This is a genomic window from Streptomyces sp. NPDC032126, from assembly GCF_055580085.1.
In genome coordinates, this window is sequence record NZ_JBVIMA010000011.1 from 94,821 (window position 1) to 116,026 (window position 21,206).

Annotated in this window: 19 protein-coding genes and 2 tRNA genes; 9 read left to right on the plus strand and 12 right to left on the minus strand. The window is 72.8% G+C overall.

What is annotated here, in order from left to right; all coding sequences use genetic code 11:
* The first annotated feature begins 136 nt into the window (after positions 1-136).
* Positions 137-895, plus strand: coding sequence for an IclR family transcriptional regulator (locus tag ACZ5NW_RS33025; protein ID WP_468747689.1), 759 nt, complete (start codon positions 137-139; stop codon positions 893-895).
* 108 nt (positions 896-1,003) lie between these two features.
* Positions 1,004-1,077, plus strand: a tRNA-Lys gene (locus tag ACZ5NW_RS33030).
* On the opposite strand, the gene ACZ5NW_RS33035 is transcribed toward ACZ5NW_RS33030, so the two are convergent.
* The 5 genes from ACZ5NW_RS33035 to ACZ5NW_RS33055 form a co-directional block, all read right to left on the minus strand.
* Positions 1,043-2,713 (minus strand): AMP-binding protein, encoded by a 1,671-nt coding sequence (locus ACZ5NW_RS33035; RefSeq protein ID WP_468747838.1) that lies wholly within the window; start codon positions 2,711-2,713, stop codon positions 1,043-1,045. The genes ACZ5NW_RS33030 and ACZ5NW_RS33035 overlap by 35 nt on opposite strands.
* Positions 2,714-2,765: 52 nt before the next feature.
* Positions 2,766-3,275: a hypothetical protein gene (locus tag ACZ5NW_RS33040; RefSeq protein WP_468747690.1), complete on the minus strand. Its 510-nt coding sequence runs from the start codon at positions 3,273-3,275 to the stop codon at positions 2,766-2,768.
* A 111-nt stretch (positions 3,276-3,386) separates the two neighbouring features.
* Positions 3,387-3,992, minus strand: coding sequence for a lytic polysaccharide monooxygenase auxiliary activity family 9 protein (locus ACZ5NW_RS33045; protein ID WP_468747691.1), 606 nt, complete (start codon positions 3,990-3,992; stop codon positions 3,387-3,389).
* Between the two features lie 127 nt (positions 3,993-4,119).
* Positions 4,120-5,262: an SPFH domain-containing protein gene (locus ACZ5NW_RS33050; protein ID WP_468747692.1), complete on the minus strand. Its 1,143-nt coding sequence runs from the start codon at positions 5,260-5,262 to the stop codon at positions 4,120-4,122.
* A gap of 59 nt (positions 5,263-5,321) precedes the next feature.
* Complete coding sequence (locus tag ACZ5NW_RS33055) at positions 5,322-6,731, minus strand: peptidoglycan-binding protein (protein WP_468747693.1); 1,410 nt, start codon at positions 6,729-6,731, stop codon at positions 5,322-5,324.
* 173 nt (positions 6,732-6,904) lie between these two features.
* Here ACZ5NW_RS33055 and ACZ5NW_RS33060 point away from each other — a divergent pair.
* The 3 genes from ACZ5NW_RS33060 (at position 6,905) to glxA (ending at position 10,986) form a co-directional block, all read left to right on the plus strand.
* Positions 6,905-6,978: transfer RNA gene (locus tag ACZ5NW_RS33060), tRNA-Lys, on the plus strand.
* Positions 6,979-7,237: 259 nt separating this feature from the next.
* A complete protein-coding gene (locus ACZ5NW_RS33065; protein WP_468747694.1) occupies positions 7,238-9,052 on the plus strand; it encodes a glycosyltransferase family 2 protein in 1,815 nt (604 codons plus the stop codon).
* Positions 9,049-10,986: a radical copper oxidase GlxA gene (gene glxA, locus ACZ5NW_RS33070; protein ID WP_468747695.1), complete on the plus strand. Its 1,938-nt coding sequence runs from the start codon at positions 9,049-9,051 to the stop codon at positions 10,984-10,986. The genes ACZ5NW_RS33065 and glxA overlap by 4 nt, the downstream gene beginning before the upstream one ends.
* Positions 10,987-11,047: 61 nt before the next feature.
* On the opposite strand, the gene ACZ5NW_RS33075 is transcribed toward glxA, so the two are convergent.
* Positions 11,048-12,058, minus strand: coding sequence for a glycoside hydrolase family 6 protein (locus tag ACZ5NW_RS33075; protein WP_468747696.1), 1,011 nt, complete (start codon positions 12,056-12,058; stop codon positions 11,048-11,050).
* Positions 12,059-12,232: 174 nt separating this feature from the next.
* On the opposite strand from ACZ5NW_RS33075, the gene ACZ5NW_RS33080 reads away from it, so the two are divergent.
* Complete coding sequence (locus tag ACZ5NW_RS33080) at positions 12,233-12,967, plus strand: ANTAR domain-containing protein (RefSeq protein WP_468747697.1); 735 nt, start codon at positions 12,233-12,235, stop codon at positions 12,965-12,967.
* Positions 12,968-13,227: 260 nt separating this feature from the next.
* Here the strand turns inward: ACZ5NW_RS33080 and ACZ5NW_RS33085 are convergent, their stop codons facing one another.
* From ACZ5NW_RS33085 to ACZ5NW_RS33105, 5 genes are all read right to left on the minus strand, one after another.
* Positions 13,228-13,887 (minus strand): class F sortase, encoded by a 660-nt coding sequence (locus ACZ5NW_RS33085; RefSeq protein WP_468747698.1) that lies wholly within the window; start codon positions 13,885-13,887, stop codon positions 13,228-13,230.
* 5 nt (positions 13,888-13,892) lie between these two features.
* Positions 13,893-14,444 carry a hypothetical protein gene (locus ACZ5NW_RS33090; RefSeq protein ID WP_468747699.1) on the minus strand — a complete coding sequence of 184 codons (552 nt, stop codon included), beginning with the start codon at positions 14,442-14,444 and terminating at the stop codon, positions 13,893-13,895.
* 156 nt (positions 14,445-14,600) lie between these two features.
* Positions 14,601-15,380: an HAD-IIA family hydrolase gene (locus ACZ5NW_RS33095; RefSeq protein WP_468747700.1), complete on the minus strand. Its 780-nt coding sequence runs from the start codon at positions 15,378-15,380 to the stop codon at positions 14,601-14,603.
* 86 nt (positions 15,381-15,466) lie between these two features.
* The gene (locus ACZ5NW_RS33100) at positions 15,467-16,243 is read right to left on the minus strand and encodes a hypothetical protein (RefSeq protein WP_468747701.1); all 777 of its coding nucleotides are present in this window, start codon (positions 16,241-16,243) and stop codon (positions 15,467-15,469) included.
* Between the two features lie 131 nt (positions 16,244-16,374).
* Positions 16,375-17,505: an ROK family transcriptional regulator gene (locus tag ACZ5NW_RS33105; protein WP_468747702.1), complete on the minus strand. Its 1,131-nt coding sequence runs from the start codon at positions 17,503-17,505 to the stop codon at positions 16,375-16,377.
* A 57-nt stretch (positions 17,506-17,562) separates the two neighbouring features.
* Between ACZ5NW_RS33105 and ACZ5NW_RS33110 the strand changes: the two genes are divergently transcribed.
* From ACZ5NW_RS33110 to ACZ5NW_RS33120, 3 genes are all read left to right on the plus strand, one after another.
* A complete protein-coding gene (locus tag ACZ5NW_RS33110; RefSeq protein ID WP_468747703.1) occupies positions 17,563-18,675 on the plus strand; it encodes a Gfo/Idh/MocA family protein in 1,113 nt (370 codons plus the stop codon).
* Positions 18,675-19,181: a heme-degrading domain-containing protein gene (locus ACZ5NW_RS33115; protein WP_468747704.1), complete on the plus strand. Its 507-nt coding sequence runs from the start codon at positions 18,675-18,677 to the stop codon at positions 19,179-19,181. Before ACZ5NW_RS33110 ends, ACZ5NW_RS33115 begins: the two co-directional genes overlap by 1 nt.
* A gap of 85 nt (positions 19,182-19,266) precedes the next feature.
* Positions 19,267-20,175, plus strand: a complete 909-nt coding sequence (locus tag ACZ5NW_RS33120; RefSeq protein WP_468747705.1) for an LLM class F420-dependent oxidoreductase — start codon at positions 19,267-19,269, stop codon at positions 20,173-20,175.
* A gap of 18 nt (positions 20,176-20,193) precedes the next feature.
* Here ACZ5NW_RS33120 and ACZ5NW_RS33125 read toward each other — a convergent pair whose 3' ends face one another.
* Entirely contained in the window at positions 20,194-21,051 is an 858-nt protein-coding gene (locus ACZ5NW_RS33125) for a fumarylacetoacetate hydrolase family protein (protein ID WP_468747706.1), read from the minus strand.
* Between the last annotated feature and the right edge of the window lie 155 nt (positions 21,052-21,206).

Sequence of the window (21,206 nt, forward strand, 5' to 3'; positions counted from 1 at the left end):
TCAGGACCGCAGATGAGGGCGCCGAAACCGGACGAGATTCTCGTCAACACCCCCTCCATCCAGCACCCTTGGCCGTTATCGTGGAGGTGATTCGCTGCCCGGATCACGGCCAGAAAGCGACCGCAGGGGGACAACCGTGGCGCTGATGCACGAGCCGACCGCACCGTACCACTCGGCCCAGGACGCCCTGCGCGTGCTGGAAATCGTGGCACGGCACTCCACCGGAATCACCGACGCCGAGCTGGCCCGCCAGACCGGCTTCGGGGCGGAGCGACTGACCGCGCTTCTGCGGATGCTGCGCCGCGAGGGATTCGTCGAACAGGTCATCGACGGCGCCTATGTGACCGGCGCCGCGCTCGCCCGCCTGGGCTCCGCGCACCACCGCGAGGAGGCGCTGCGCGAGCAGCTCCAGCGGACCCTGGCCCGGCTGCGGGACTCCGTCGGCGCCGCCGTGTACATCAGCCGGTACGTCGACGGCGAGGTGCGGATCACCCAGTACGCGGACGGGCCGGACACGCCCCCGGTCAACGAGTGGGTGGACTTCCGCTTCTCGGCCCACGCCCACGCGGTCGGCAAGAGCCTGCTGGGCCAGCTCGACCACAACGGCCGCCGTGACCATCTCTCCCGCCACAAGATGGCCCGCCTCACCTCGCGCACGATCACCAGCGACAAGCTGCTGCTCTCCCGCCTGGAGGCGCAGCCGCCCACGGTGCCGGTGCTGGACCTCCAGGAGTACGCGATCGGCACGGTCTGCGCGGCCGTCCCGATCACCGCGGGCTCCACGGTGGGCTGCCTCGCCCTGTCCATGCCGGTCGAACACGCCCACCGCCTCCGCCAGGCCGCCGACACCCTCAACCGCAACGCGACCCCGGTACTGCTGAGCCTGGCGATCTAGGAACGGATGGGCGGGCCCGGAGGGTGGTCAGGAGCACCCCTTCGGGCCAGGTAGTATTTTCTCTGTCGCCAGCCGCGAGAGAGAAAATCGAGCGGTCGGCGGGAGTCTGCGCCGCTAGCTCAGTTGGTTAGAGCAGCTGACTCTTAATCAGCGGGTCCGGGGTTCGAGTCCCTGGCGGCGCACTTCAGAAGGGCCTCTCGTGGGAGCGAGGGGTCCTTCTATGTTGTGCAGGTCGTCCTGGGTCAGGGGGCGGTACGCCGTCTCGCCCGGGGGACGCCACCACACCGGGTCCGGGCAGCCGAGGCCCTCTCGCCTCAGCCGCGCTCGGTGGATCTTGTTCGTGGCCGTCACCGGCATCCGTTCCACGACCCGCACGAAACGGGGCGCCATCTTCGTGCCGAGGTCGGGCTGGGCCGCCAGGAAGGCCGCGAAGCCCGACGCCTCGAAGGTCCCCGCCAGCGCCGCCATCACCTGGTCCCCGGTCACCGGGTCCGGCACGGCGTAGACGGCGACGGCGTCGGCCCCCGCGTACCGGGCGAGGATGTTCTCGATCATCGCGGCGGCAAGGTTCTCCCCATCGACCCGGATGCGGTCGTCCGCGCGGCCCGCGAAGTACAGGAACCCGTCCGCGTCCCGGCAGAAGAGGTCGCCGGTCCAGTACCAGCCGTTCCGCCGCCGCTCCCGCTCCGCCTCCGGGTTGCGCCAGTAGCCCTCGAAGGGGTTCGGGGCCGTGTTGACCAGCTCCCCTATCGCCTCGTCCCCGTTGAGCAGCCGCCCCGCCGCGTCGAACACCGCCGCCGGGCACTCGGTCCGCGTCTCGGGGTCGAGGACGACGAGACCGGGCCCCGCCCGCCCCACCGCCCCGGCCGGCGTCCCCGGCGACCACTGCACCGCCGCCCCGCCCTCCGAGGACCCGTACCCCTCCACCAGCCGCACCCCGAACCGCCGCTCGAACGCCGCCGCGTCCACCGCCCCCGCCTCGGTGCCGAAGCCCATCCGGAGCGGGTTGTCCCGGTCGTCGTCCCGTTCCTCGGTGGCCAGGACGTACTGGATGGCCCGGCCCACGTACGTGAAGTACGTCGCCCCGTACCGGCGCACGTCCCCCAGGAACCCCGACGCCGAGAACCGCCGCCGCAGCGCGACGCCCGCCCCGGCCGCGAGCGCGGGCGCCCAGTCGGCGATCACCGCGTTGCCGTGGAACATCGGCATGCAGATGTAGTGCACGTCGTCGGCGCCGACAGCGAACTGGTCGGCGAGTGAACGCCCGGCCGCCGCCAGCCGGCCCTGGGAGCAGATCGCGGCCTTCGGGGCGCCGGTCGAGCCGGAGGTGAAGCAGAGGAGGAGGCGATCGCTCGGGGTGGCCCGGGAGGCGTCGGGGCGGGCGTCGGCGTACGGGGCGAGCAAGGCGTCGTACTCCGGGGTGCCGGTGATCAGGAGCCGTACGCCGGGCAGGTCGAGGCCCCGCAGAAGGGGCAGGTGGGCGGGCTCGGTGATCAGGAGCCGGCACTCGGTGTGCAGGATGTCCCGGGCCAGTTCGGGGCCGCGGCGGGTGGGGTTGATGCCGGCGACGGCGGTGCGGGCGAGGGCCGCCGCGCTCAACCACAGCGGATATTCAGGGGTGTTGTCGAGGAGTACGCCGATGTTGGCGCCGCCCGGCGGGAGCAGATCGGTCAGCAGCGCCGCCCGGGCCGCCGCGCCCGCCGCCACCTCGTGATGGGTGAGCGTCCGCTCCTCGAACCACAGGCCGGGCCGATGGTCGCCCCACCGCCCCGCGACGAGCTCCGCGACCGTGCGCGCCCTGGACTCCTTGGACTCCATGGACTCCATGGCAGCGCACGGTAGCTGACGAGCCCTCAGATAGGGAGGGTCGTCACGGGGTCGTCGTCGCGCCGTCCACGACGACCGTATGGGTCGTGTCGTCCACGCCGAAGCCGAACTCGTCCGACATCTGGCTGGACAGGACCATGAAGGCGACGCAGAAGCCCGCGACCGCCCCGAGGAACGCCAGCACACCGATCGTGGACGCGGCGAGCACGGTCCGGCGCGGGGCCTTGGCCGTGGCGACGACGGTGGCGCCCTCGGCGTAGTACACGGTGACGAAGTCGCCCTCCAGGACCGTCCCCGAACCGTCCTCCTCCTCGAAGCGGACGGTACGGCCGTCGCGGGCGGTGAACTCGTAGACGTGGTGCAGCGTGGTGCGCACCGAGGTGTCGCCGCCTCCGCCGTGGGTCGTCGTGTACACCCGCAGACAGCGTGCCTCGGCCGTCAGCCCGCTGTTCCAGGCCCGGCGGATCCGCATCGCCCGGCGCAGCAGGCGGTACGCGGCGAACAGGACCAGGGCCAGGATGAGGCCCGGTACGAGATAGAAGAAGAGTTCCACGGTGCTTCCCCCGAGGTCAGGTACTGCTCCTCAGCGCCGTCATGGTCATGACCGCGTGGAGGGAACCTACCCCGGGGGAGAGTCGGCCCGGCTCAAGCAAGGCTCAGAGAATCAGAAGGTGACGTCGGAGCAGGCGTAGAACGCGTTGCCCGTGTCGGCGATCGTCCAGACCGCGAGGATCACATGGTGACCGCTCAGGCCGGACGGCAGGGTGCCGCTGTGGGAGAGGGTGGACGGGGGGCGCTGGCCGCCGTAGGGGACGGTCAGGAACGGGGTGAGGTTGAGGTCGGAGCGGGCCAGGTTGTGGTTCTGGTTCCAGCCCGGCTTGGTGACGTAGTACTTGAAGTCGGTCGTGGCGTGCATGGCGGTGAACTGCCAGCGGAAGGTGTAGCTCTGACCGCCCGTCACCCGGGTGGTGGGCCAGGCTCCGCCGGACGGGGTGCGGGGCGAGCTGAGCTGGGCGAACCGGCTCAGACCGCCGTTGCAGAGCTGGCCGTCCGCCGGTCCGGCCGCCGGGAAGCCCTTGGGGCCCTCGACGCTCTGCGGCTCCCATTGGATGTCGCCGCAGTTGGTGACCGTGCCGTTCTGGCAGAGCTTCTGCCGGCTGATGGGCAGATCGGTGTAGCCGTGGCCGCTGGCACCACCGGAGGAGAGCGCGAGTGCTCCCGCGGTGGTGAGCCCCAGCACGGCCGCGTACAGCTTGGTCCGTGTGCGCATGCTGCCGCTCCTGGAGAACGTGGGGAGTTCATGGGGAGTTCCATGAGGCGTGCAGGTCTAGACCAAGTCTGAGAGTATGGGCGTTACTTGAACATGTCCATACCAATCCCCGGGGTGATTCCGGGTATCAGGGCGTCTGTTCGCCGCGTCCCGCGCAGAACGCCACCGTCAGGTCCTTCACCAGGGCCTTGCGCTCGTAGTCGTCCAGCTCCACCAGGCCCCGCACGGTCAGCCGGGTCACCGTGTCCTCCACCGAGTCCACCACCGACGTGAGCATGCTCGCCCGCTGCTGGGCGTCCAGCGCGGCGATCCGGCGGCGGTGCATCGCGGCGGCCACCTCCGGGGCGTACTCGCAGCGCACCGGCTGGACCGAGTACACCTCAAGGCCCACCGCGCCCGCCTCCCGCGCCACCAGCCGGGTCAGCGCCTCCCCCGCCGCCTCGGCCGGCCCGCGCCCCGCGCCCGGCATGTCCACCGGCACCCGGGCCAGCGCGGCCTCGACGCACTCGCGCAGATACGTCTCGTGGTCCTCGACGCCGAGCGTGGCCCGCGCGGTGTCCCGCACCCGCCACACCACCAGCACGACCACCCGCAGCGCGACCCCGTTGCCGTCGGCGGCCGGCATCGGCTCGCTGCGCCAGTGCCGCAGCCGCACGTCCACCCGGCGGCGCAGCAGCAGTGGGTTCACCCAGAGCAGGCCGGTGCGCCGGACGGTCCCCCGGTAGCGGCCGAACAGGCCGAGCACCCAGGCCCGCCCGGTGCGCCCGCGCGCCAGACCGCCGAAGCCGAACAGCCCGAGCGCGCCCGCGCCCGCGTACGCCGCCCACTGCGCCGGACCGAGCCCCGCGCCGGCGTACACCGGCAGCCGCAGCGCCTCCTCCGCGAGCGGCGGCAGCACCCCGGCCCACCACGAGGTGGCCGCGCAGCCGGCCGCGCCGCAGACCCCGGCGAGCACGCCCACCGCGCCGGGCAGCACCCGTCCGCGCCGCTCGACGAGCGCGGGGTCGACCTGGGCGAGCGGGCGGGGCCGGGCGGCGGCCGGGCGGCGCAGGCCGGGGGAGGCGGAGGCGCCGGGGGTGCGCGGCTGTTCGCCGGTGCCCTCGCGGCGGGCCACCACGGCGGGCGCGGCCGGCACCGGCTGCGGGTCGGGGTCGTCGCGGAACAGCAGATGGACGGGGATCTCGGTGGTCACCTCGTTCTGGATGAGCCGGGCGGGCCGGGCCTGGCCCTCGTCGGGTTCGGGGGTGCGTGCGGTGGTCGTACTGGTCATGCTGCCTCCAGCCTCCGCGCCAGATGCGTCACAAACGGTTGGTCCCGAGGGGAAGTCGGTCAGGAGTAGAGGCGGCGCCAGGTCTCCGGGCCCGGGTAGCCGTCCGCGGCCGTGCCGCGCCAGCCCTGCGCGCGCTGGAACGCCTCGACGGCACGCCGGTCCGCCGCTCCCCAGCGCGGCCCCGGACCCGAGGTGTAGAACCGGCCGTACCCCTTCTTCACCAGCTGCTCCCCCAGCCGGGTGACGTAGGGGTTGTTCGCGCCGGGCCTGAACATCGCGCGGCCGGGGTACGCCGGGACGCGCGCGGCCGGGGCGGGCGGTCCCGGTGTCCCGGTGACGATGTCCCGGCCCTGCCCGGTGACGAGCAGCGCCCAGGTCTGCGGGCCGGGCAGCCCGTCGGCGTCGGCGCCGCTCCAGCCCTGGGCCTGCTGGAACGCCTGAGTGGCCCGGCGGTCGGCGTCGGTCCAGCGGGGGCCCGGGCCCACGGCGTAGAAGCGTTGCGCGCCGCGCGCCGCGAGCATCCGGCCCAGCTCGGTGACGTACTTGTTGTTCGCGCCGGTCCCGAAGTACGCCCGCCCGGGGTACGGCGTCGGCACCTCCCCGGCGCCCTTGCCGCCCGCGTCGCCGGGGTCCTTGCCGCCCGCGGTCCCGGAGCCCGCCCCGCCCGGCTCGCCACCCGTTGCGCCGCCGGGATCGCCGGAGCCTGCCCCGCCCGGCTCGCCCGAGCCCGACCCGTCCGGCTCCGGACCCGCCGTCCCCGAGGTGACGCCCAGGTAGCGGTAGGGGACGTACTGGTCGGAGTGGCTCCAGTAGGCGTAGGGCGTGGCCTGGCGGCGGGTGGACGGGCGGGTCTGCTCGTAGGCCGTGTAGTAGCTGTGCGTGTAGTCCGTCCAGCCGCCGAAGATCACGACGTGGCTGCCGTCCTGGGGGTCGGCCGGGTTGTGGAAGAGCAGGATGTCGCCGGGCTGGAGGTCCTCCTTGGAGATCCGGGTGCCGTACTGGCCGAGGCTGCCGGTCCACTCGTTCCCGGGCAGGCCCCAGGCCATCGAGACGAAGCCCGAGCAGTCCTGCCGGTAGCCGTCGGACCAGTAGGAGTACATGCTGTACGGCACCTTCGCCGTGACCCAGGTCTTGGCCCGCCGGATGATGTCGGCGCGGGTGGTGGCGGGCGTCCTGGACGGGGCCGGGGTGGCCGCTTGGCCGCCGGGGCCGTGCAGCGGGGCCTTGCCGCCCTGCGGGGTCGCGGGCTCGTCACCTGCGGGAACGCCCGGTCGGCCGGGTGCCTGCGGGGCGGCGAGGGCGGGGACCGCGTGGCCGGCGGCGAGGGCGGCGGAGGCGGCCGCCGCGACGACGACGGTCCGGTGGGCGGCGGTCGGGCGGGCGGCCGCGGGGTTCAGCCGCCGGAGCGCGCATCCGGGGCAGTCGCAGTCACCGGCGGGATCGATCTCCTCGAATACCGGAGTCTCCATGAGATGCCCCTCACACTCCAGGTCGAAATGTCTCGCTTATCCACATCGGGCAGTTTCTCAACTGTCCATCCGGCGCGCATGCTGACGGTCCGAATGATGTACACGGGGCAGCCGCGGCCGAGGGGTGGTCGGGAGCACCGTTCGAGGTCATGTAGAGTTAACGATGTCAGCAGGCGCCGCTAGCTCAGTTGGTTAGAGCAGCTGACTCTTAATCAGCGGGTCCGGGGTTCGAGTCCCTGGCGGCGCACAGACGAGGAAAGCCCTCCGCGAGAGCGGGGGGCTTTTCTGTATGCCCACTTTCTGCGTGTCCGCCCACACAGGGTCCACAAGGTACACATGATCCCCACACGCTCCACAATGACCCCTTATGAGGGGTAAACAGCGCGTTGCGCACCTTGCGATCAAGCTCGGGGGCATAGAACCCTCTTTCTCAAGATGCTGCGGATTCGCGGCAGTTGGGGGGATCACAGACACGCGCGATGTGCGCGTGTGTGGGGGGATGACACATGACGGTGCCTACGCACCAGTCCGTCGCAACGATCATGTTCCGTCGTCTCAGGAGGTCACTGCCGACCTATGACTACGAGCACTACAGCCGGCTCGCGGGCCCGCTGACCGAACCCGACACCGGCCCGCCCGGACAGCCGTACCGGGTGCGCTACCGCTCACTGCTGGCCCAGGAGCCGCACCGGATCCGTGTCGCGCTCATGCTGGGTGCGGCACCGCTGTTCTCCCTGGTGCTGCTGGTGTGGCTGCTGCGGCCGGCCCACTGGACACACCGCGATCACCCGGCCCACGGCTTCCTGCCGGCGCTGGACGTGGTCATGCTCGTCTCGATCGGTCTGATCGAGTTCTTCCGCTGTCTGAACGTCCTGTCGAACGCCCACGCGACCCTCGTCGCCCGTGACCCGGTCCCGGTGGTGCCCGAGACCGGCACCCGGGTCGCCTTCCTCACCACCTACGTCCCCGGCAAGGAACCCCTGGAGATGGTGACGCGCACCCTCCGGGCGGCGGTCCGGGTGCGGCACCGGGGCCTGCTGCACGTGTGGCTGCTCGACGAGGGCGACGACCCGGAGGTGAAGGAGGTCTGCGCGCGCCTCGGCGTGCACCACTTCTCCCGCAAGGGCGTCGAGCGCTGGAACCGGCCCTCGGGCCCGTACCGCGCGAGAACCAAGCACGGCAACTACAACGCCTGGCTGGAGGCGCACGGCGACGCCTACGACTACTTCGCCTCCGTCGACACCGACCATGTGCCGCTGCCCAACTACCTGGAGCGGATGCTGGGCTGGTTCCGCGACCCGGACGTCGGCTTCGTCATCGGGCCCCAGGTCTACGGCAACTACGACACGTTCGTCACCAAGGCCGCCGAGTCGCAGCAGTTCCTCTTCCACGCGCTGATCCAGCGCGCCGGCAACCGCTACGGCGCCCCGATGTTCGTCGGCACCTCCAACGCCGTGCGGATCACCGCGCTGAAGCAGATCGGCGGACTGTACGACTCCATCACCGAGGACATGGCGACCGGCTTCGAGATGCACCGCGCCAAGAACCCGGCGACCGGCCGGAGATGGAAGTCCGTCTACACACCCGACGTCCTCGCCGTCGGCGAGGGCCCGGCCGCCTGGACGGACTTCTTCACCCAGCAGCTGCGCTGGTCGCGCGGGACGTACGAGACGATCCTCAAGCAGTACGGCAAGGGCCTGTTCACGCTCCCGCCCGGACGGCTCCTCAACTACACGCTGATGATGGCGTTCTACCCGCTGTCCGCCCTCAACTGGATCCTCGCCGCACTGAGTTGCGCCCTGTTCCTGGGGCTCGGCGCGTCCGGCGTGAACATCGACCCGGCCGTGTGGCTGATGCTCTACGGCAACGCCTCCGCGCTGCAGATCGGCCTGTATCTGTGGAACCGGCGGCACAACGTCTCCCCGCACGAGCCGGAGGGGTCCGGCGGGATCGCGGGCATGGTGATGTCGGCGCTGTCGGCGCCGGTGTACGCCCGCTCCCTGCTGGACGCCGTGCTGCGCCGCAAGAGCCGGTTCGTGGTGACGCCCAAGGGCGACTCCGCCAGCCCGGACACGCTGTTCGGCACCTTCCGCGTCCATCTGTTCTTCGTGCTGGTCTTCGGGGCGTCCATCGTCGCCGGATTCGTGTGCGGACACGCCCACCCCGCGATGATCGTGTGGGCGTCGCTGGCGCTGGTGATCACCGCCTCGCCGGTGGTCGCCTGGCGGGTGATGGCGCGTGAGGCGCGGCAGACCGCGCACGGCCCCGAGCCCGCCTCCGATCCGCGGGAGCCGGCGCACGCGCGGGCGGGCGCCCAGTGAGGCGGGGCGCCGGACAGCGGCGCGCCCGCAGGTTCGCTCTCGCCACGGTGGTCGTCGTCGCGCTGGCCGGGACGAACGGGCCCTGGCTCTACCGCTTCGGCACCGCGCGCTACCACGCGTACGCGATCGACCGGCCGGAGTACAAGGCCGCCAACGGGCAGTGGCGGACCGTGGAGTTCCCCCGGGGCTACCGGCAGAACACCATCCACGCGGTGCTGCTGCACACCGGGAAGGTGCTGATGGTCGCCGGGTCGGGCAACGACCAGGAGCACTTCGACGCGAAGCAGTTCGACACCCGGCTGTGGGACCCGGTGCGGGGCACGGTCAGCAAGGTGCCCACGCCCAAGGACCTGTTCTGCACCGGGCACACCCAGCTCGCCGACGGGAGCGTGCTCATCGCGGGCGGCACCCAGCGCTACGAGAAGCTCAAGGGGGACGTCACCAAGGCCGGCGGCCTGATGATCGTCCACAACGAGAACCCGGACAAGCCGATCACCCTGCCCGCCGGAACCCGGTTCACCGGACGGGAGAACGGCAGGACCTTCGTCTCCAAGGACCCGGTGCTGGTGCCGCGCGCGACGAAGGTGTTCGACAAGGGCACCGGGAAGTTCCTGCGCAACGACCCGGGCCTCGGCCGGATCTACGTCGAGGCGGAGAAGTCGGGGGCGCGGTACGCGACCGGGACCCAGGACAACTACCGCATCCCCGCGCTGACCGGCGTCGACGCCCGCAACACCTACGGCATCGCGCAGAAGCTCGCCCTCGACAAGAAGGACTTCCAGGGGATCCGGGACGCCTACGAGTTCGATCCGGTCGCCGAGAGGTACGTCCCGGTCGATCCGATGAACGAGGCCCGCTGGTATCCGACCCTGACCACGCTGGGCGACGGCAGGGTGCTGAGCGTCTCCGGGCTCGACGACATCGGGCAGCTGGTGCCGGGCAAGAACGAGGTGTTCGACCCGAGGACCAGGACCTGGGCGTACACCAAGAAGATCCGGCAGTTCCCCACCTATCCCGCGCTGTTCCTCATGCAGAACGGGAAGATCTTCTACTCGGGGTCCAACGCGGGCTACGGACCGGACGACGTGGGACGGGTGCCGGGGGTGTGGGACGTGGACACCAATGTGTTCACGCCCCTGCCCGGGCTCACCGACCCGGACCTGATGGAGACCTCCGGGACCGTGCTGCTGCCGCCCGCGCAGAGCGAGCGGTACATGGTGATCGGGGGCGGCGGGGTCGGGGAGTCGCCGAGGTCGAGCGCGCGGACGCGGATCGTCGATCTCAAGGCCGAGGAGCCGCGCTTCCGGGACGGGCCGAGCCTGGAGGAGGGGACGCGGTATCCGCAGTCGTCCGTGCTGCCCGACGACACCGTGCTGGTGTCCGGTGGCTCGCGGGACTACCGCGGGCGGGGCGACTCCGACATCCTCCAGGCCCGGATCTACCACCCCGACACCGACTCCTTCGACCGGGTCGCCGATCCACGGGTGGGGCGCGACTATCACTCCGGGTCGCTGCTGCTGCCGGACGGGCGGGTGATGTTCTTCGGCTCGAACCCCCTGTTCGGGGACGCGGCGAACACGAAACCCGGGACGTTCGAGCAGCGCGTCGAGGTGTACTCGCCGCCGTATCTCTTCCAGGGGCACCGGCCTGAGCTGTCCGGGGGGCCGGCGGCCATCGCCCGGGGCTTCTCGGGGACGTTCGCCTCCCCGGACGCGGCGGCCATCAGGAAGGTACGGCTGATCCGGCCCAGCGCGTCCACGCATGTCACGGACGTGGATCAGCGGTCGATCGCGCTGGGGTTCACGACCGCCGGGAACAAGGTGACGGTCACCGTGCCGGGGAACCGGAATCTGGTGCCGTCGGGCTGGTACATGCTGTTCGTCGACGACGCGAAGGGGGTGCCGAGCGTGGCGCGGTGGGTGCGGGTGCCGTGACCGCCGGCGGTGGGGGCGGGTGGGGGTGCGTGGGGGGCCGGTCGCGCAGTTCCCCGCGCCCCTAGGGGGTGGTAGCCCGCGCCAGTCGGAGTGCGTACTCCGGCCACCAGGCACCCGCCTTCGGGCCGCCCTTGCACTCGCCGTCCGACTCGCCGGGCCGCTTGATCCACAGGTAGGCGTCCGCCAGGGGATCCCCCGTCCGTGTCGTCGGGGGATCCCCCAGGGCCCGCCCCGGCGGGTTGCACCAGCGTTCCGTGGGGGCGCCCTGCTCGTAGGGGCCGTTGCCGTTGCGGCTGGTGTCGATCACGAAGTGCTTGCCGCCCGTCCGCGCCGAGAGCTGCCGGGCGTACGCCAGGGAGTCCGCGGTCGTATAGAAGTTGGAGACGTTCACCGCGAAGCCGTCGGCCCGGTCGAGGCCCGCGCGGCGCAGCGGCTCCCGGAGCTGCTCCGGGTCGGCCCAGCCCGCGTTGCCCGCGTCGACGTACACCTTGGTGCCCTTCAGGGACGTCAGGGTGGTGACCGCGCCGGAGAGCAGGTCGTAGCGTTCCGCATGGTGCCCGGCGGGGGTGCAGCCGTCGGCCAGGTGGAGGACGGCGTCGGGTTCGAGGACGATCAGGGCCGGGCGGTCGGCGATGCCCCGGGCGACGGCGGCGATCCAGGCACGGTAGGCGTCGCCGTCGGGGGCGCCGCCCCGCGAGTACTGGCCGCAGTCGCGGTGCGGGATGTCGTAGAGGACCAGCACGGCGGTGCGGCCCGCCCGGTCGGCGGCCTCGGTGACGCGCCGGGCCTGCCCCTCCGGGTCGTCGGGGCCGAGCCAGGTGCCGGTCGGCTGCTCGGCGATCCTGCGGATCAGGTCCGCCTCGGCGGTGTCGCCCGCCTTCTCGTACGCGGCGACCTGACGGGCGGCCGTGCCGTCCGGGTCGACCCAGAACGGGTCGGCGTCCTTCGGCCGCTGGGTGATCCCTGGTCGTGGGTCGTCGCTCCCGTTGTCCGTGGCGTCCTCCCCCGAGCATGCCGCGAGCAGCAGTGCCGAACCCGCCAGCGCGGCGACGGCGACCTTCCTGACGTACATCCAACTCCCCCTTGGGTGCACGGTTTTCCCCCGATCGTGGCATACGACCCGCCTCGTCCACGAGGCCGCGCCTCCCCGGCGCTCACGTGGCGTCAACTGGCCGTTACAGCACGGCCGGTGTGGGTAGGTGCGCGCCAGGCCGGTCGGCCGGAACCGGAAGGGGAGGGCGCGTCGATGCATCACACCACCCGGGAGGTCCGGCTGGCGGCGGCCCTGGTGGAGGCCGCGGACAGCCTCACCGACGGCTTCGACCCCGCGCAGTACCTGCAACGCGTCGCCGACCACTGCGTGGAGCTGCTGGCGGCCAGGGCGGCCGGGTTCATGCTGATCGACGGCGGGCAGACCGTGTCGCTGGCCGCGAGCAGCCGGCAGCAGGAGGTCGCCCTGGACCTGCTGCGCGCCCAGTGCGCGGGCGGGCCCTGCCTGGACAGCTACGGCACGGGGCGGCCCGTGGCGCCGGTGTCCGTCCGGGACGCGCACGCCGAGGCCCGCTGGCCGGACTTCACCGAGCGGGCGCTGCGTCACGACGTGACGGCGACGTTCGCGGTGCCGCTGCGGCGCCGGGAGACGCTGCTGGGCGCGCTCAACGTCTTCGGGACGGCTCCGTCCGAGGGCTGCGCGGACGGGCTGCGGCTCGCGCAGTCGCTGGCGGACGCGGCGGCGGTGGGGCTGCAGAATCAGCGGGCGTTCCGTCAGTACCGCGATCTCAGCGGGCAGTTGCAGCGGGCGCTGTCCAGCAGGGTGCGCATCGAACAGGCCAAGGGCATGCTGGCGGAGCGCTGGCACACCGACGTCGACGAGGCGTTCCGGGCCCTGCGGCAGTACGCGCGACGCCGTCGGCTGCCGCTGGACGAGGTGGCCCGGGCGGTGGTCCAACGCAGCCTGGACGATGGGGAGTTGCGTGGCTGAGTGGTGACGGGCCCCGACGCGACGCCCTCTAGGCCGCGACGCACATCCGTTCTAAAGTCATGGGGACGGCCCCAGCCCCCGGCCAGTCCCTCACCCACCGTGGTCTCCGCAGCCTCCCGCGCCGGTCGCCGGGTTACTCCCGCAGCCCGTGCGCGCGCGGTCGAGGACCGGCCCGGTCGGCGGTTTCCGGGGAGCGGGCCGCCGACCGGGCCCGGTATGCCGGCCGCCTCAAGGGCCGCTTCCGCCGTAGGGGCGGCGGCTCAGGGTCCGGTTCCGGTCAGATATGCCGAGACGATCACGTTCGCCGTATAGCTGCGGGTCGCCCGGTCGAAGGTGCCGCCGCAGGTGATCAGACGGAGTTCGGCGCGGCCCGGCTGCCGGGTGCCGTAGGCGCGCCCGGCGTCGAAACGGTCGCGGCGCACGACCTCCACGTCGTCGACGGTGAACTCGGCGATCCTGCCGTCGGCGCGGACCACCCGGACCGTCTCCCCCGCCGTGAGCGTGCTGAGCTTGTAGAAGACGGCGGGCCGGGTCTCGGTGTCGACATGGCCGACCATCAGCGCGGTGCCCCGGGCGCCCGGAGTCGCGCCGGCCGCGTACCAGCCGACGACGCCCGCCTGGTCGTAGGGCGGCGGATCGATGCCGCCCCGCGGGTCGAGGCCGCGGGCCACCACGGGCGCCTGGACGCCTATCTCGGGGATGTCGATGCGCTGGGGCGACGCGGCACCCAACGGCCGGGCGGCGGGCGGGAGTTCCACCCCGGGCGGGCGGCCGACCGCGGCCATGTCGCCGGTGGTGGCGCCGCTCGTCCCGGACGGTACGCCGGTCACCTCGCGGCCCCACAGCCACAGCCCGAGCAGCAGCACCGCCCAGGCCGTCCACGTCAGCAGACGGCCGCCGCCCGAGGAGCGTTCGGACATCGCGGTCAGTCCGTCCCGCGGCTCCGGCGCAGCCCGCGCAGGGCCACGGCGCCGGCGGCCGCGCCCGCCAGGACCAGCCCGACCACCGCGTGGACGGTGCCGGGGCCCTCGACGCGGGCCTCGGCGGCGGCCGGCCGGTGCGCCGTCCCGCCGCCGCCCGCGTGCACGGGCGCGATCGGGGAAGCGGGCGCGACGCTCTGCCCGGACGCCGCCACGACCTTGATCGTGCCCTTGACCTGGAAGTCGGCGCAGGTGATCTTGACGGCGTAGGAGCCGGCCTCGGCCGAGGAGCGGATCCGGGTCTCGCCGGTCAGGGTGCCGTCGGTGCCGACGAGCCGGGCGTCGGAGACGAACGCCTCGGAGGCCGCGACCGCGGATGTCCCGGAGCAGCCGCTGACCCGGAGCGCGATGTCGGCGCCCGCGGCGGGGGTCGACGGGGTCACCGAGACGCTGCCACCGCCTCCGTCGGCCGCGTGAGCGGCGGGGACGACAGCGGGGACGACGGCGAGGGCGGCCAGTACGGCGCCGGTGCGGAGAGTGACTGTGAGTGGACCCATCGTGAAACCTCCCGTTGTAGCGAGGCTCCCTCCCGCACCCCGGCCGCGCATCCGCTGGCGGGACCGGGCTCGTCCGTACGGGTTACTTCTCCGGTGTGACGGGTTGTTTCTCGGGGGCGGCGGGTTTCGGTTCCGTCCGCGCCGACCGCCCTCGGCTCAGATCCGCTCGACCAGGTCCGCGATCGAGTCCACGATCTTCGACGGGCGGTAGGGGAAGTTCTCCACCTGCTCGGGCCGGGTCAGGCCGGTGAGCACCAGGTACGTCTGCATGCCGGCCTCCATGCCGGCCAGCACGTCGGTGTCCATGCGGTCGCCGATCATCGCGCTGGACTCGGAGTGCGCGCCGATCGCGTTGAGCCCGGTGCGCATCATCAGCGGGTTGGGCTTGCCCGCGAAGTACGGCTGCTTGCCGGTCGCCTTGGTGATCAGCGCGGCGACGGCGCCCGTCGCGGGCAGCGGACCCTCGGTGGAGGGGCCCGTCTCGTCGGGGTTGGTGCAGATGAACCGGGCGCCGTCGTTGATCAGCCGGACGGCCTTGGTCATCGCCTCGAACGAGTACGTACGCGTCTCCCCGAGGACCACGTAGTCGGGCTCGTGGTCGGTGAGGATGTAGCCGATGTCGTGCAGCGCGGTGGTGAGTCCGGCCTCGCCGATGACGTACGCGGAGCCGCCGGGCCGCTGGTCGTCGAGGAACTTCGCGGTGGCCAGCGCCGAGGTCCAGATGTTCTCGATCGGCACGTCCAGGCCCATCCGGCTGAGCCGGGCGTGCAGGTCGCGCGGGGTGTAGATCGAGTTGTTGGTCAGCACCAGGAAGGGCTTGCCGGACTCGCGCAGCCTCTTCAGGAACGCGTCGGCGCCGGGGATCGGTACACCCTCGTGGATGAGCACACCGTCCATGTCGGTGAGCCATGACTCGATGGGCCTGCGGTCTGCCATGCGCGGATCTCCTGCCGTACGCCGTGCTGCGTGAGCCCAGCCTAGACACAGGCCCGATCTTGGGGAACGCCCCTCTCACACCGTGGTCAGCGGCGGTTGCGGGTGAGGCGCAGGACGATGCCCGCGGCGAGGAGGGCGGTCGCCGCGAACGCCGCGGCCGGGGAGGCCAGGCCGGTGCGGGCGAGTTCGGCGGCCGTGTCGGTGAGGGAGTGGTCGGACGGGTCGGTGGGCCGGGGGGCGGTGGAGGGGTCCGGGTCGTTCGGGTCGTCCGGGTCGTCCGGGTCCGCTACGGGGACGGGGTCGGTGCCGACGGTGAAGCGGTAGTCGTTGGACTGGCCCACCCACTCGCCGTCGTCGCCGTGCCGCTGGACGACGGCCGCGTTGGCGGTGATGTCGTTGGTGACGGCGTCGGCGGCCAGGGCGAGGCGGACCTTCACGGTGAGGGTCCGGCGGGGTCCGACGGTGAAGCCGGGAAAGCCGGCGGGACCCTCGAAGGCACCCACCAGCTCGTCCTCGTCGGTGGTCTCGAAGCGGACGGGGTACGGGCGGTCACCGGCGTAGAACTCCAGGCGCGGCTGGGCGGGCTTCAGCGCCCGCGCGCCGTCGACGAGGACGACGACCGGGTGGATGCCGGCGCAGGTGCGCGCGGTGGTGTTGGTGAGGTCCAGGTACCAGGTGCCGGGGGCTCCGCCCGGCTCGTAGGTCTGCGGGCCGCCGCGCAGCCTCGTGGTGAGGGGGAAGGCGCGGTCGTCGGCGGTGGCGCAGGGGGAGACGGGGGTGGCGTGCACGGGGGTGGACGCGGGGAGGGCGGCCGTGACTAAGGCGAGGGTGAGGGCAGCAGGCGTACGCAGTCGCATGGTCATGAGAGCTTGGCGGGGGCGGCGGGGGCGGCGGGGATGCCGCTCCGGGCGCGGGGCGAATCCGCCCGTTCAGCTCATACGACTTTCACGCGAACGGCTTCCCGCCCGTTCCGCACGGATTTCCGGCGGCCCGGCTACCCGTCCGCCCGTCCGAACACCGGCCCCAGCAGCAACCGCGCCGCGCCTTCCGCGACCGCCCGCTCCCCGCCCGGCGCGACCCCGACCGGCACGGCCGCCTCCCCGGCCGGCCCGCGCGCCCGCAGTACGGCGGCGACGCCCCGCGTGAACTCCTCCGGTGCCGCCGCCACCGTACGACCGCCGAGCAGGACCCGGTCGATGTCCAGCAGCGCCACGAGGTTGGCGGCGCCGGTTCCCAGGACGCGGGCCGCCTCCCGTACGTCCCCGCGGTCGACGGCGGCGAGGCACAGGACCTCGACACAACCGCGGTTGCCGCAGGGGCAGGGCGGGCCGTCGAGCTGGACGACCTGGTGCCCGAACTCCCCCGCCCCGGTACGGGCTCCCCGGTGCACGCTCCCGCCGAGGACCAGACCGGCGCCGAGCCCCGTACCGAGGTGGAGGTAGGCGAAGGAGCCGCGCTCACCGCCGACGGCGAGACCGAGGGCGGCGGCGTTGGTGTCCTTGTCGACGACGACCGGCGCCCCGAGCCGCGCGACGAGGGCGTCCCGCAGCGGAAACCCGTCCCACTCGGGAAAACCGGTGACCCGGTGCAGGACGCCCCGACGGTGATCGAGCGGACCGGGGAGAGCGACACCGACGCCGAGGAGGGTGCGGGGCGTGGGGACGGCGAGGGACTCGACCTCTCGTACGACCGCCGTGAGCACCGCCTCCGCGCCCGCGCCGAGGTCCACCGGCGCCCGGCGCTCGTCCACCACGGTTCCCCGGAGGTCGACCAGGACGGTGCGCAGTTCGTCGCGGTCCAGGTGGACGCCGGCCGCGTACCCCGCCTCGGGGACCAGCCGCAGCACCGTGCGCGGCTTGCCGCCCGTGGAGGCGCGCCGGCCCGCCTCCGTGGCGAGGCCCTCCTCCCGCAGCCGCGCGGTGATCTTGCTGACCGCCTGGGGGGTGAGGCCGGTGCGCTCGGCGAGTTCGAGCCGGCTGATGCCCTCCGCTCCGGCCGTGCGCAGCAGGTCGAGCACCAGCGCGGAGTTGTGGCTGCGCAGGGCCGGCAGATTGGCGCCGGCGCCCGCCAGCGGAAGCGCGCCGCCGTTCGCCGGGGGGCGCGTGTCGCCGTTCGTCCTGTTCACAACACCCATTCTCCCCTGTACTTGCACTTTGGCAACAGCGTTGCGAAAGTGGGAGGCATGACTGGTACTCCCCTCGGCAGCCGTCCCGCCGGCCGCCCTCTCCGTGTCGGCCTGATCGGCTACGGCCTCGCGGGCTCCGTCTTCCACGCCCCGCTGATCGCCGCCACCGAGGGCCTCGCCCTGGACACCGTGGTCACCTCCCACCCGGAGCGGCAGGCGCAGGCGCGCGCCGAGTTCCCGCAGGTCCGGTCGGCCGCGACCGCCGAGGAGCTGTTCGACCGGGCCGACGAGCTGGACCTGGTGGTCGTGGCCTCGCCGAACCGGACGCACGTACCGCTCGCCACCACCGCGCTGAAGGCCGGCCTGCCGGTGGTCGTCGACAAGCCGGTCGCCGGCACGGCAGCCGAGGCCCGCGCGCTCGCCGCCCTGGCCGACGAGCGCGGACTGCTCCTCTCCGTCTTCCAGAACCGCCGCTGGGACAACGACTTCCTGACCCTGCGCGGCCTGCTGGCCGAGGGCACGCTGGGCGACGTATGGCGATTCGAGTCCCGCTTCGAGCGGTGGCGGCCGCAGCCCAAGGGCGGCTGGCGGGAGTCCGGCGACCCCGCGGAGATCGGAGGTCTGCTCTACGACCTCGGCAGCCACGTCGTCGACCAGGCGCTGGTGCTGTTCGGCCCGGCCGTGTCGGTGTACGCGGAGGCGGACGTCCGCCGCCCGGGCGCGCAGACCGACGACGACACCTTCATCGCGATCACGCACGCGAACGGCGTCCGCTCCCACCTCTATGTCTCCGCCACCACCGCCCAGCTCGGCCCGCGCTTCCGGGTGCTGGGCTCGCGGGCGGGCTATGTGAAGTACGGGCTCGACCCGCAGGAGGCGGCCCTGCGGGAGGGTCTGCGGCCGGCCCGGGGTGGCGCCCCGGACTCCGGCTGGGGCGAGGAGCCCGAGGAGCTGTGGGGTCGCACGGGCTCCGGCGAATCCCCCCTGACCGGCGGCGGAACCCCCGTACGGACCCTCCCCGGCGCCTACCCGGCCTACTACGCTGCGGTGGCCGAGGCACTGATCCACGGCGGCCCCAACCCGGTGACCGCCCTGGAGGCGGCGGCCGCCCTCGACGTCCTGGAGGCGGCCCGCCGTTCGGCACGAGACGGAGTGGCGGTGACGCTGTGATGACGGGACCGGAGATCACCCCCAGGTTCGCCCCGGAGATCACCCCGACCATCGAGGAACTGACAGCCCAGGAACGGCGCCTGGTGTTCCGTCAGTTCACCTACGACGACGCCTGGGCGCTGGGCTCACTGCTGGTCGACCTCGCGCGGGAGCGCCAGGCCCCGGTGGCGATCGACATCCACCGCTCCGGCCAGCAGCTCTTCCACGCGGCGCTGCCCGGCTCCGCCCCGGACAACGACGCCTGGATCGCCCGCAAGCGCCGGGTCGTGGAGCGCTACGGCGAGTCCTCGTACCTGGTCGGCGCCCGCTTCCGCGCCAAGGGCACGACCTTCGAGGAGTCGTCCCGCCTCGACGCCGACACCTACGCGGCGCACGGCGGCTCCTTCCCCCTCACCGTGGAGGGCGTCGGCGTCATCGGCGCGGTGACGGTCTCCGGCCTGCCCCAACTCCAGGACCACCGTTTCGTGGTGGAGGCGCTGGAGCTGTTCCTGGAGAAGGACAGGTAACTCCGGCTCCCCGGAATGAACTGGGGACTCCCTCCGGTTGGCACCGCTGTACAGCGCACCGCACCGACCGGAGGGAACGGAACCCGTGAGCGACACCCCGGCCTTGAAGCAGTCCGTACAAGAATCCGTGCAGAAGTCCCTGCAGCAGTCCGTCGGCCGTTACGGCGTCTGGAGCGTCGGCCTGCGCTCGGAGGACCCGGCCCGCCGCGGCGAACTCGGCGAGGCGGCGGCCGAGTTGGAGGAACTGGGCTTCGGCGCCGTATGGCTGGGCAGCAGCAGCGCCACACGCCACGCGGTCCCCCTGATCGAGGCGACGTCGACGCTCACCGTCGGCACCAGCATCCAGAGCATCTGGCAGTACGAGGCCGCCGACGCCGCTTCCGCGTACGCCGAGTTGGAGGCGGCCCACCCCGGCCGGTTCCTGCTGGGCCTCGGGGTCAGCCACGCCAAGCTCGCCGACCAGTACCGCCGCCCCTACGCGGCCCTGGTCACGTATCTCGACGCCCTGGACACGGCCGGCGTCCCGGCGGGCCGGCGCGTCCTGGCCGCCCTCGGCCCGCGCATCCTGGAGCTGTCCCGCGACCGTGCCGCCGGCGCGATCCCGTACCTGGTCACCGCGGAACACACCGCGCGGGCCCGGGAGATCCTGGGCGACGCCCCGCTGCTGGCACCGGAGCTGAAGGTCGTCCTGGAGACCGACCCGGACCGCGCCCGCACCCTGGCCCGCGACTGCCTGGCCATCTACCTGGGCCTGCCGAACTACACCAACGCGCTGCTCCGCGAGGGCTTCACCGAGGAGGACCTGGCGAACGGCGGCAGCGACCGCCTGGTGGACGCGGTCTTCGCCTGGGGCGACGAGCACCGCGTCCGGGAGCGGATCGACGCCTATCTGACGGCCGGCGCGGACCACGTGGCGTTGCAGATCGTGGACGGCGGAGACAGGGAGACCCTCCCGAGGCAGGCGTGGAGGACCCTGGCGTCCCTGCTCGCGTGACAGCGCGGCCCCCGCTCGTCAGGCGTTCTTGAGCTCCTGCCGCTGTCGCCCCAGCCCCGAGATCTCCAGCTCCACCACGTCCCCGGCCCGAAGGAACGGCTTCGGCTCGGGCCGCCCCAGCGCCACCCCCGCGGGCGTACCGGTGTTGATGACGTCCCCGGGATAGAGCGTCATGAACTGGCTGACGTACCGCACGACCTCCCCCACCGGGAAGATCTGCTCGGCCGTGGTCCCGTCCTGCTTGATCTCCCCGTTGACCCACAGCCTCAGGGAGAGGTCCTGCGGGTCGGGCACCTCGTCGGCGGTCACCAGCCAGGGCCCGAGCGGGTTGAAGGTCTCGCAGTTCTTGCCCTTATCCCAGGTGCCGCCCCGCTCGATCTGGAACTCCCGCTCGGAGACGTCGTGCGCGACGGCGTACCCCGCGACATGCGCGAGCCCCTCCTGGGCCGACCCCAGGTAGCGGGCCGTGCGCCCGATGACGACGGCGAGTTCGACCTCCCAGTCGGTCTTCGTCGAGCCGCGCGGCACGAGCACGGTGTCGTAGGGACCGACGACCGTGTCGGCCGCCTTGAAGAAGATCACCGGCTCGGCGGGCGGCTCTGCCCCCGTCTCGCGCGCGTGGTCGTGGTAGTTCAGCCCGATGCACACGACCTTGCCGATCCGCCCCACCGGCGCCCCGACCCGCAGGCCGGTCGCGTCCAGCGCGGGCAGCTCACCGGCGTCGGCGGCGGCACGGACGCGGGCGAGGGCCGTGTCGTCGGCCAGCACCGTCCCGTCGATGTCGGCGACGACGCCCGACAGGTCGCGCAGCGTCCCGTCGGCGTCCAGCAGCGCGGGCCGCTCCGCTCCGGCCGTACCGACTCGCAGCAGCTTCATGGAACCTCACCGTCTTCCTCGATTGCGGGTGCCCGTGCGACGGTGTGCGGCCGGAGTGCGGCCGAGGCCCGCAGCCATCGGAGGGCTGGTCGATCCTCCAGGGTCGCCGTCCAGTCCGCAATACCCGGTTCACGTACTGGACCGTAGCCGCCGTG

Excerpts from the sequence above, each read along its gene's own strand:
- ACZ5NW_RS33035 (WP_468747838.1), bottom strand. The coding sequence starts at position 2,713 with ATGGAGTCCAAGGAGTCCAGGGCGCGCACGGTCGCGGAGCTCGTCGCG.
- ACZ5NW_RS33045 (WP_468747691.1), bottom strand. The coding sequence starts at position 3,992 with ATGCGCACACGGACCAAGCTGTACGCGGCCGTGCTGGGGCTCACCACC.
- ACZ5NW_RS33050 (WP_468747692.1), bottom strand. The coding sequence starts at position 5,262 with ATGACCAGTACGACCACCGCACGCACCCCCGAACCCGACGAGGGCCAG.
- ACZ5NW_RS33055 (WP_468747693.1), bottom strand. The coding sequence starts at position 6,731 with ATGGAGACTCCGGTATTCGAGGAGATCGATCCCGCCGGTGACTGCGAC.
- ACZ5NW_RS33065 (WP_468747694.1), top strand. The coding sequence starts at position 7,238 with ATGACGGTGCCTACGCACCAGTCCGTCGCAACGATCATGTTCCGTCGT.
- ACZ5NW_RS33075 (WP_468747696.1), bottom strand. The coding sequence starts at position 12,058 with ATGTACGTCAGGAAGGTCGCCGTCGCCGCGCTGGCGGGTTCGGCACTG.
- ACZ5NW_RS33080 (WP_468747697.1), top strand. The coding sequence starts at position 12,233 with ATGCATCACACCACCCGGGAGGTCCGGCTGGCGGCGGCCCTGGTGGAG.
- ACZ5NW_RS33085 (WP_468747698.1), bottom strand. The coding sequence starts at position 13,887 with ATGTCCGAACGCTCCTCGGGCGGCGGCCGTCTGCTGACGTGGACGGCC.
- ACZ5NW_RS33090 (WP_468747699.1), bottom strand. The coding sequence starts at position 14,444 with ATGGGTCCACTCACAGTCACTCTCCGCACCGGCGCCGTACTGGCCGCC.
- ACZ5NW_RS33095 (WP_468747700.1), bottom strand. The coding sequence starts at position 15,380 with ATGGCAGACCGCAGGCCCATCGAGTCATGGCTCACCGACATGGACGGT.
- ACZ5NW_RS33100 (WP_468747701.1), bottom strand. The coding sequence starts at position 16,243 with ATGACCATGCGACTGCGTACGCCTGCTGCCCTCACCCTCGCCTTAGTC.
- ACZ5NW_RS33110 (WP_468747703.1), top strand. The coding sequence starts at position 17,563 with ATGACTGGTACTCCCCTCGGCAGCCGTCCCGCCGGCCGCCCTCTCCGT.
- ACZ5NW_RS33115 (WP_468747704.1), top strand. The coding sequence starts at position 18,675 with ATGACGGGACCGGAGATCACCCCCAGGTTCGCCCCGGAGATCACCCCG.
- ACZ5NW_RS33125 (WP_468747706.1), bottom strand. The coding sequence starts at position 21,051 with ATGAAGCTGCTGCGAGTCGGTACGGCCGGAGCGGAGCGGCCCGCGCTG.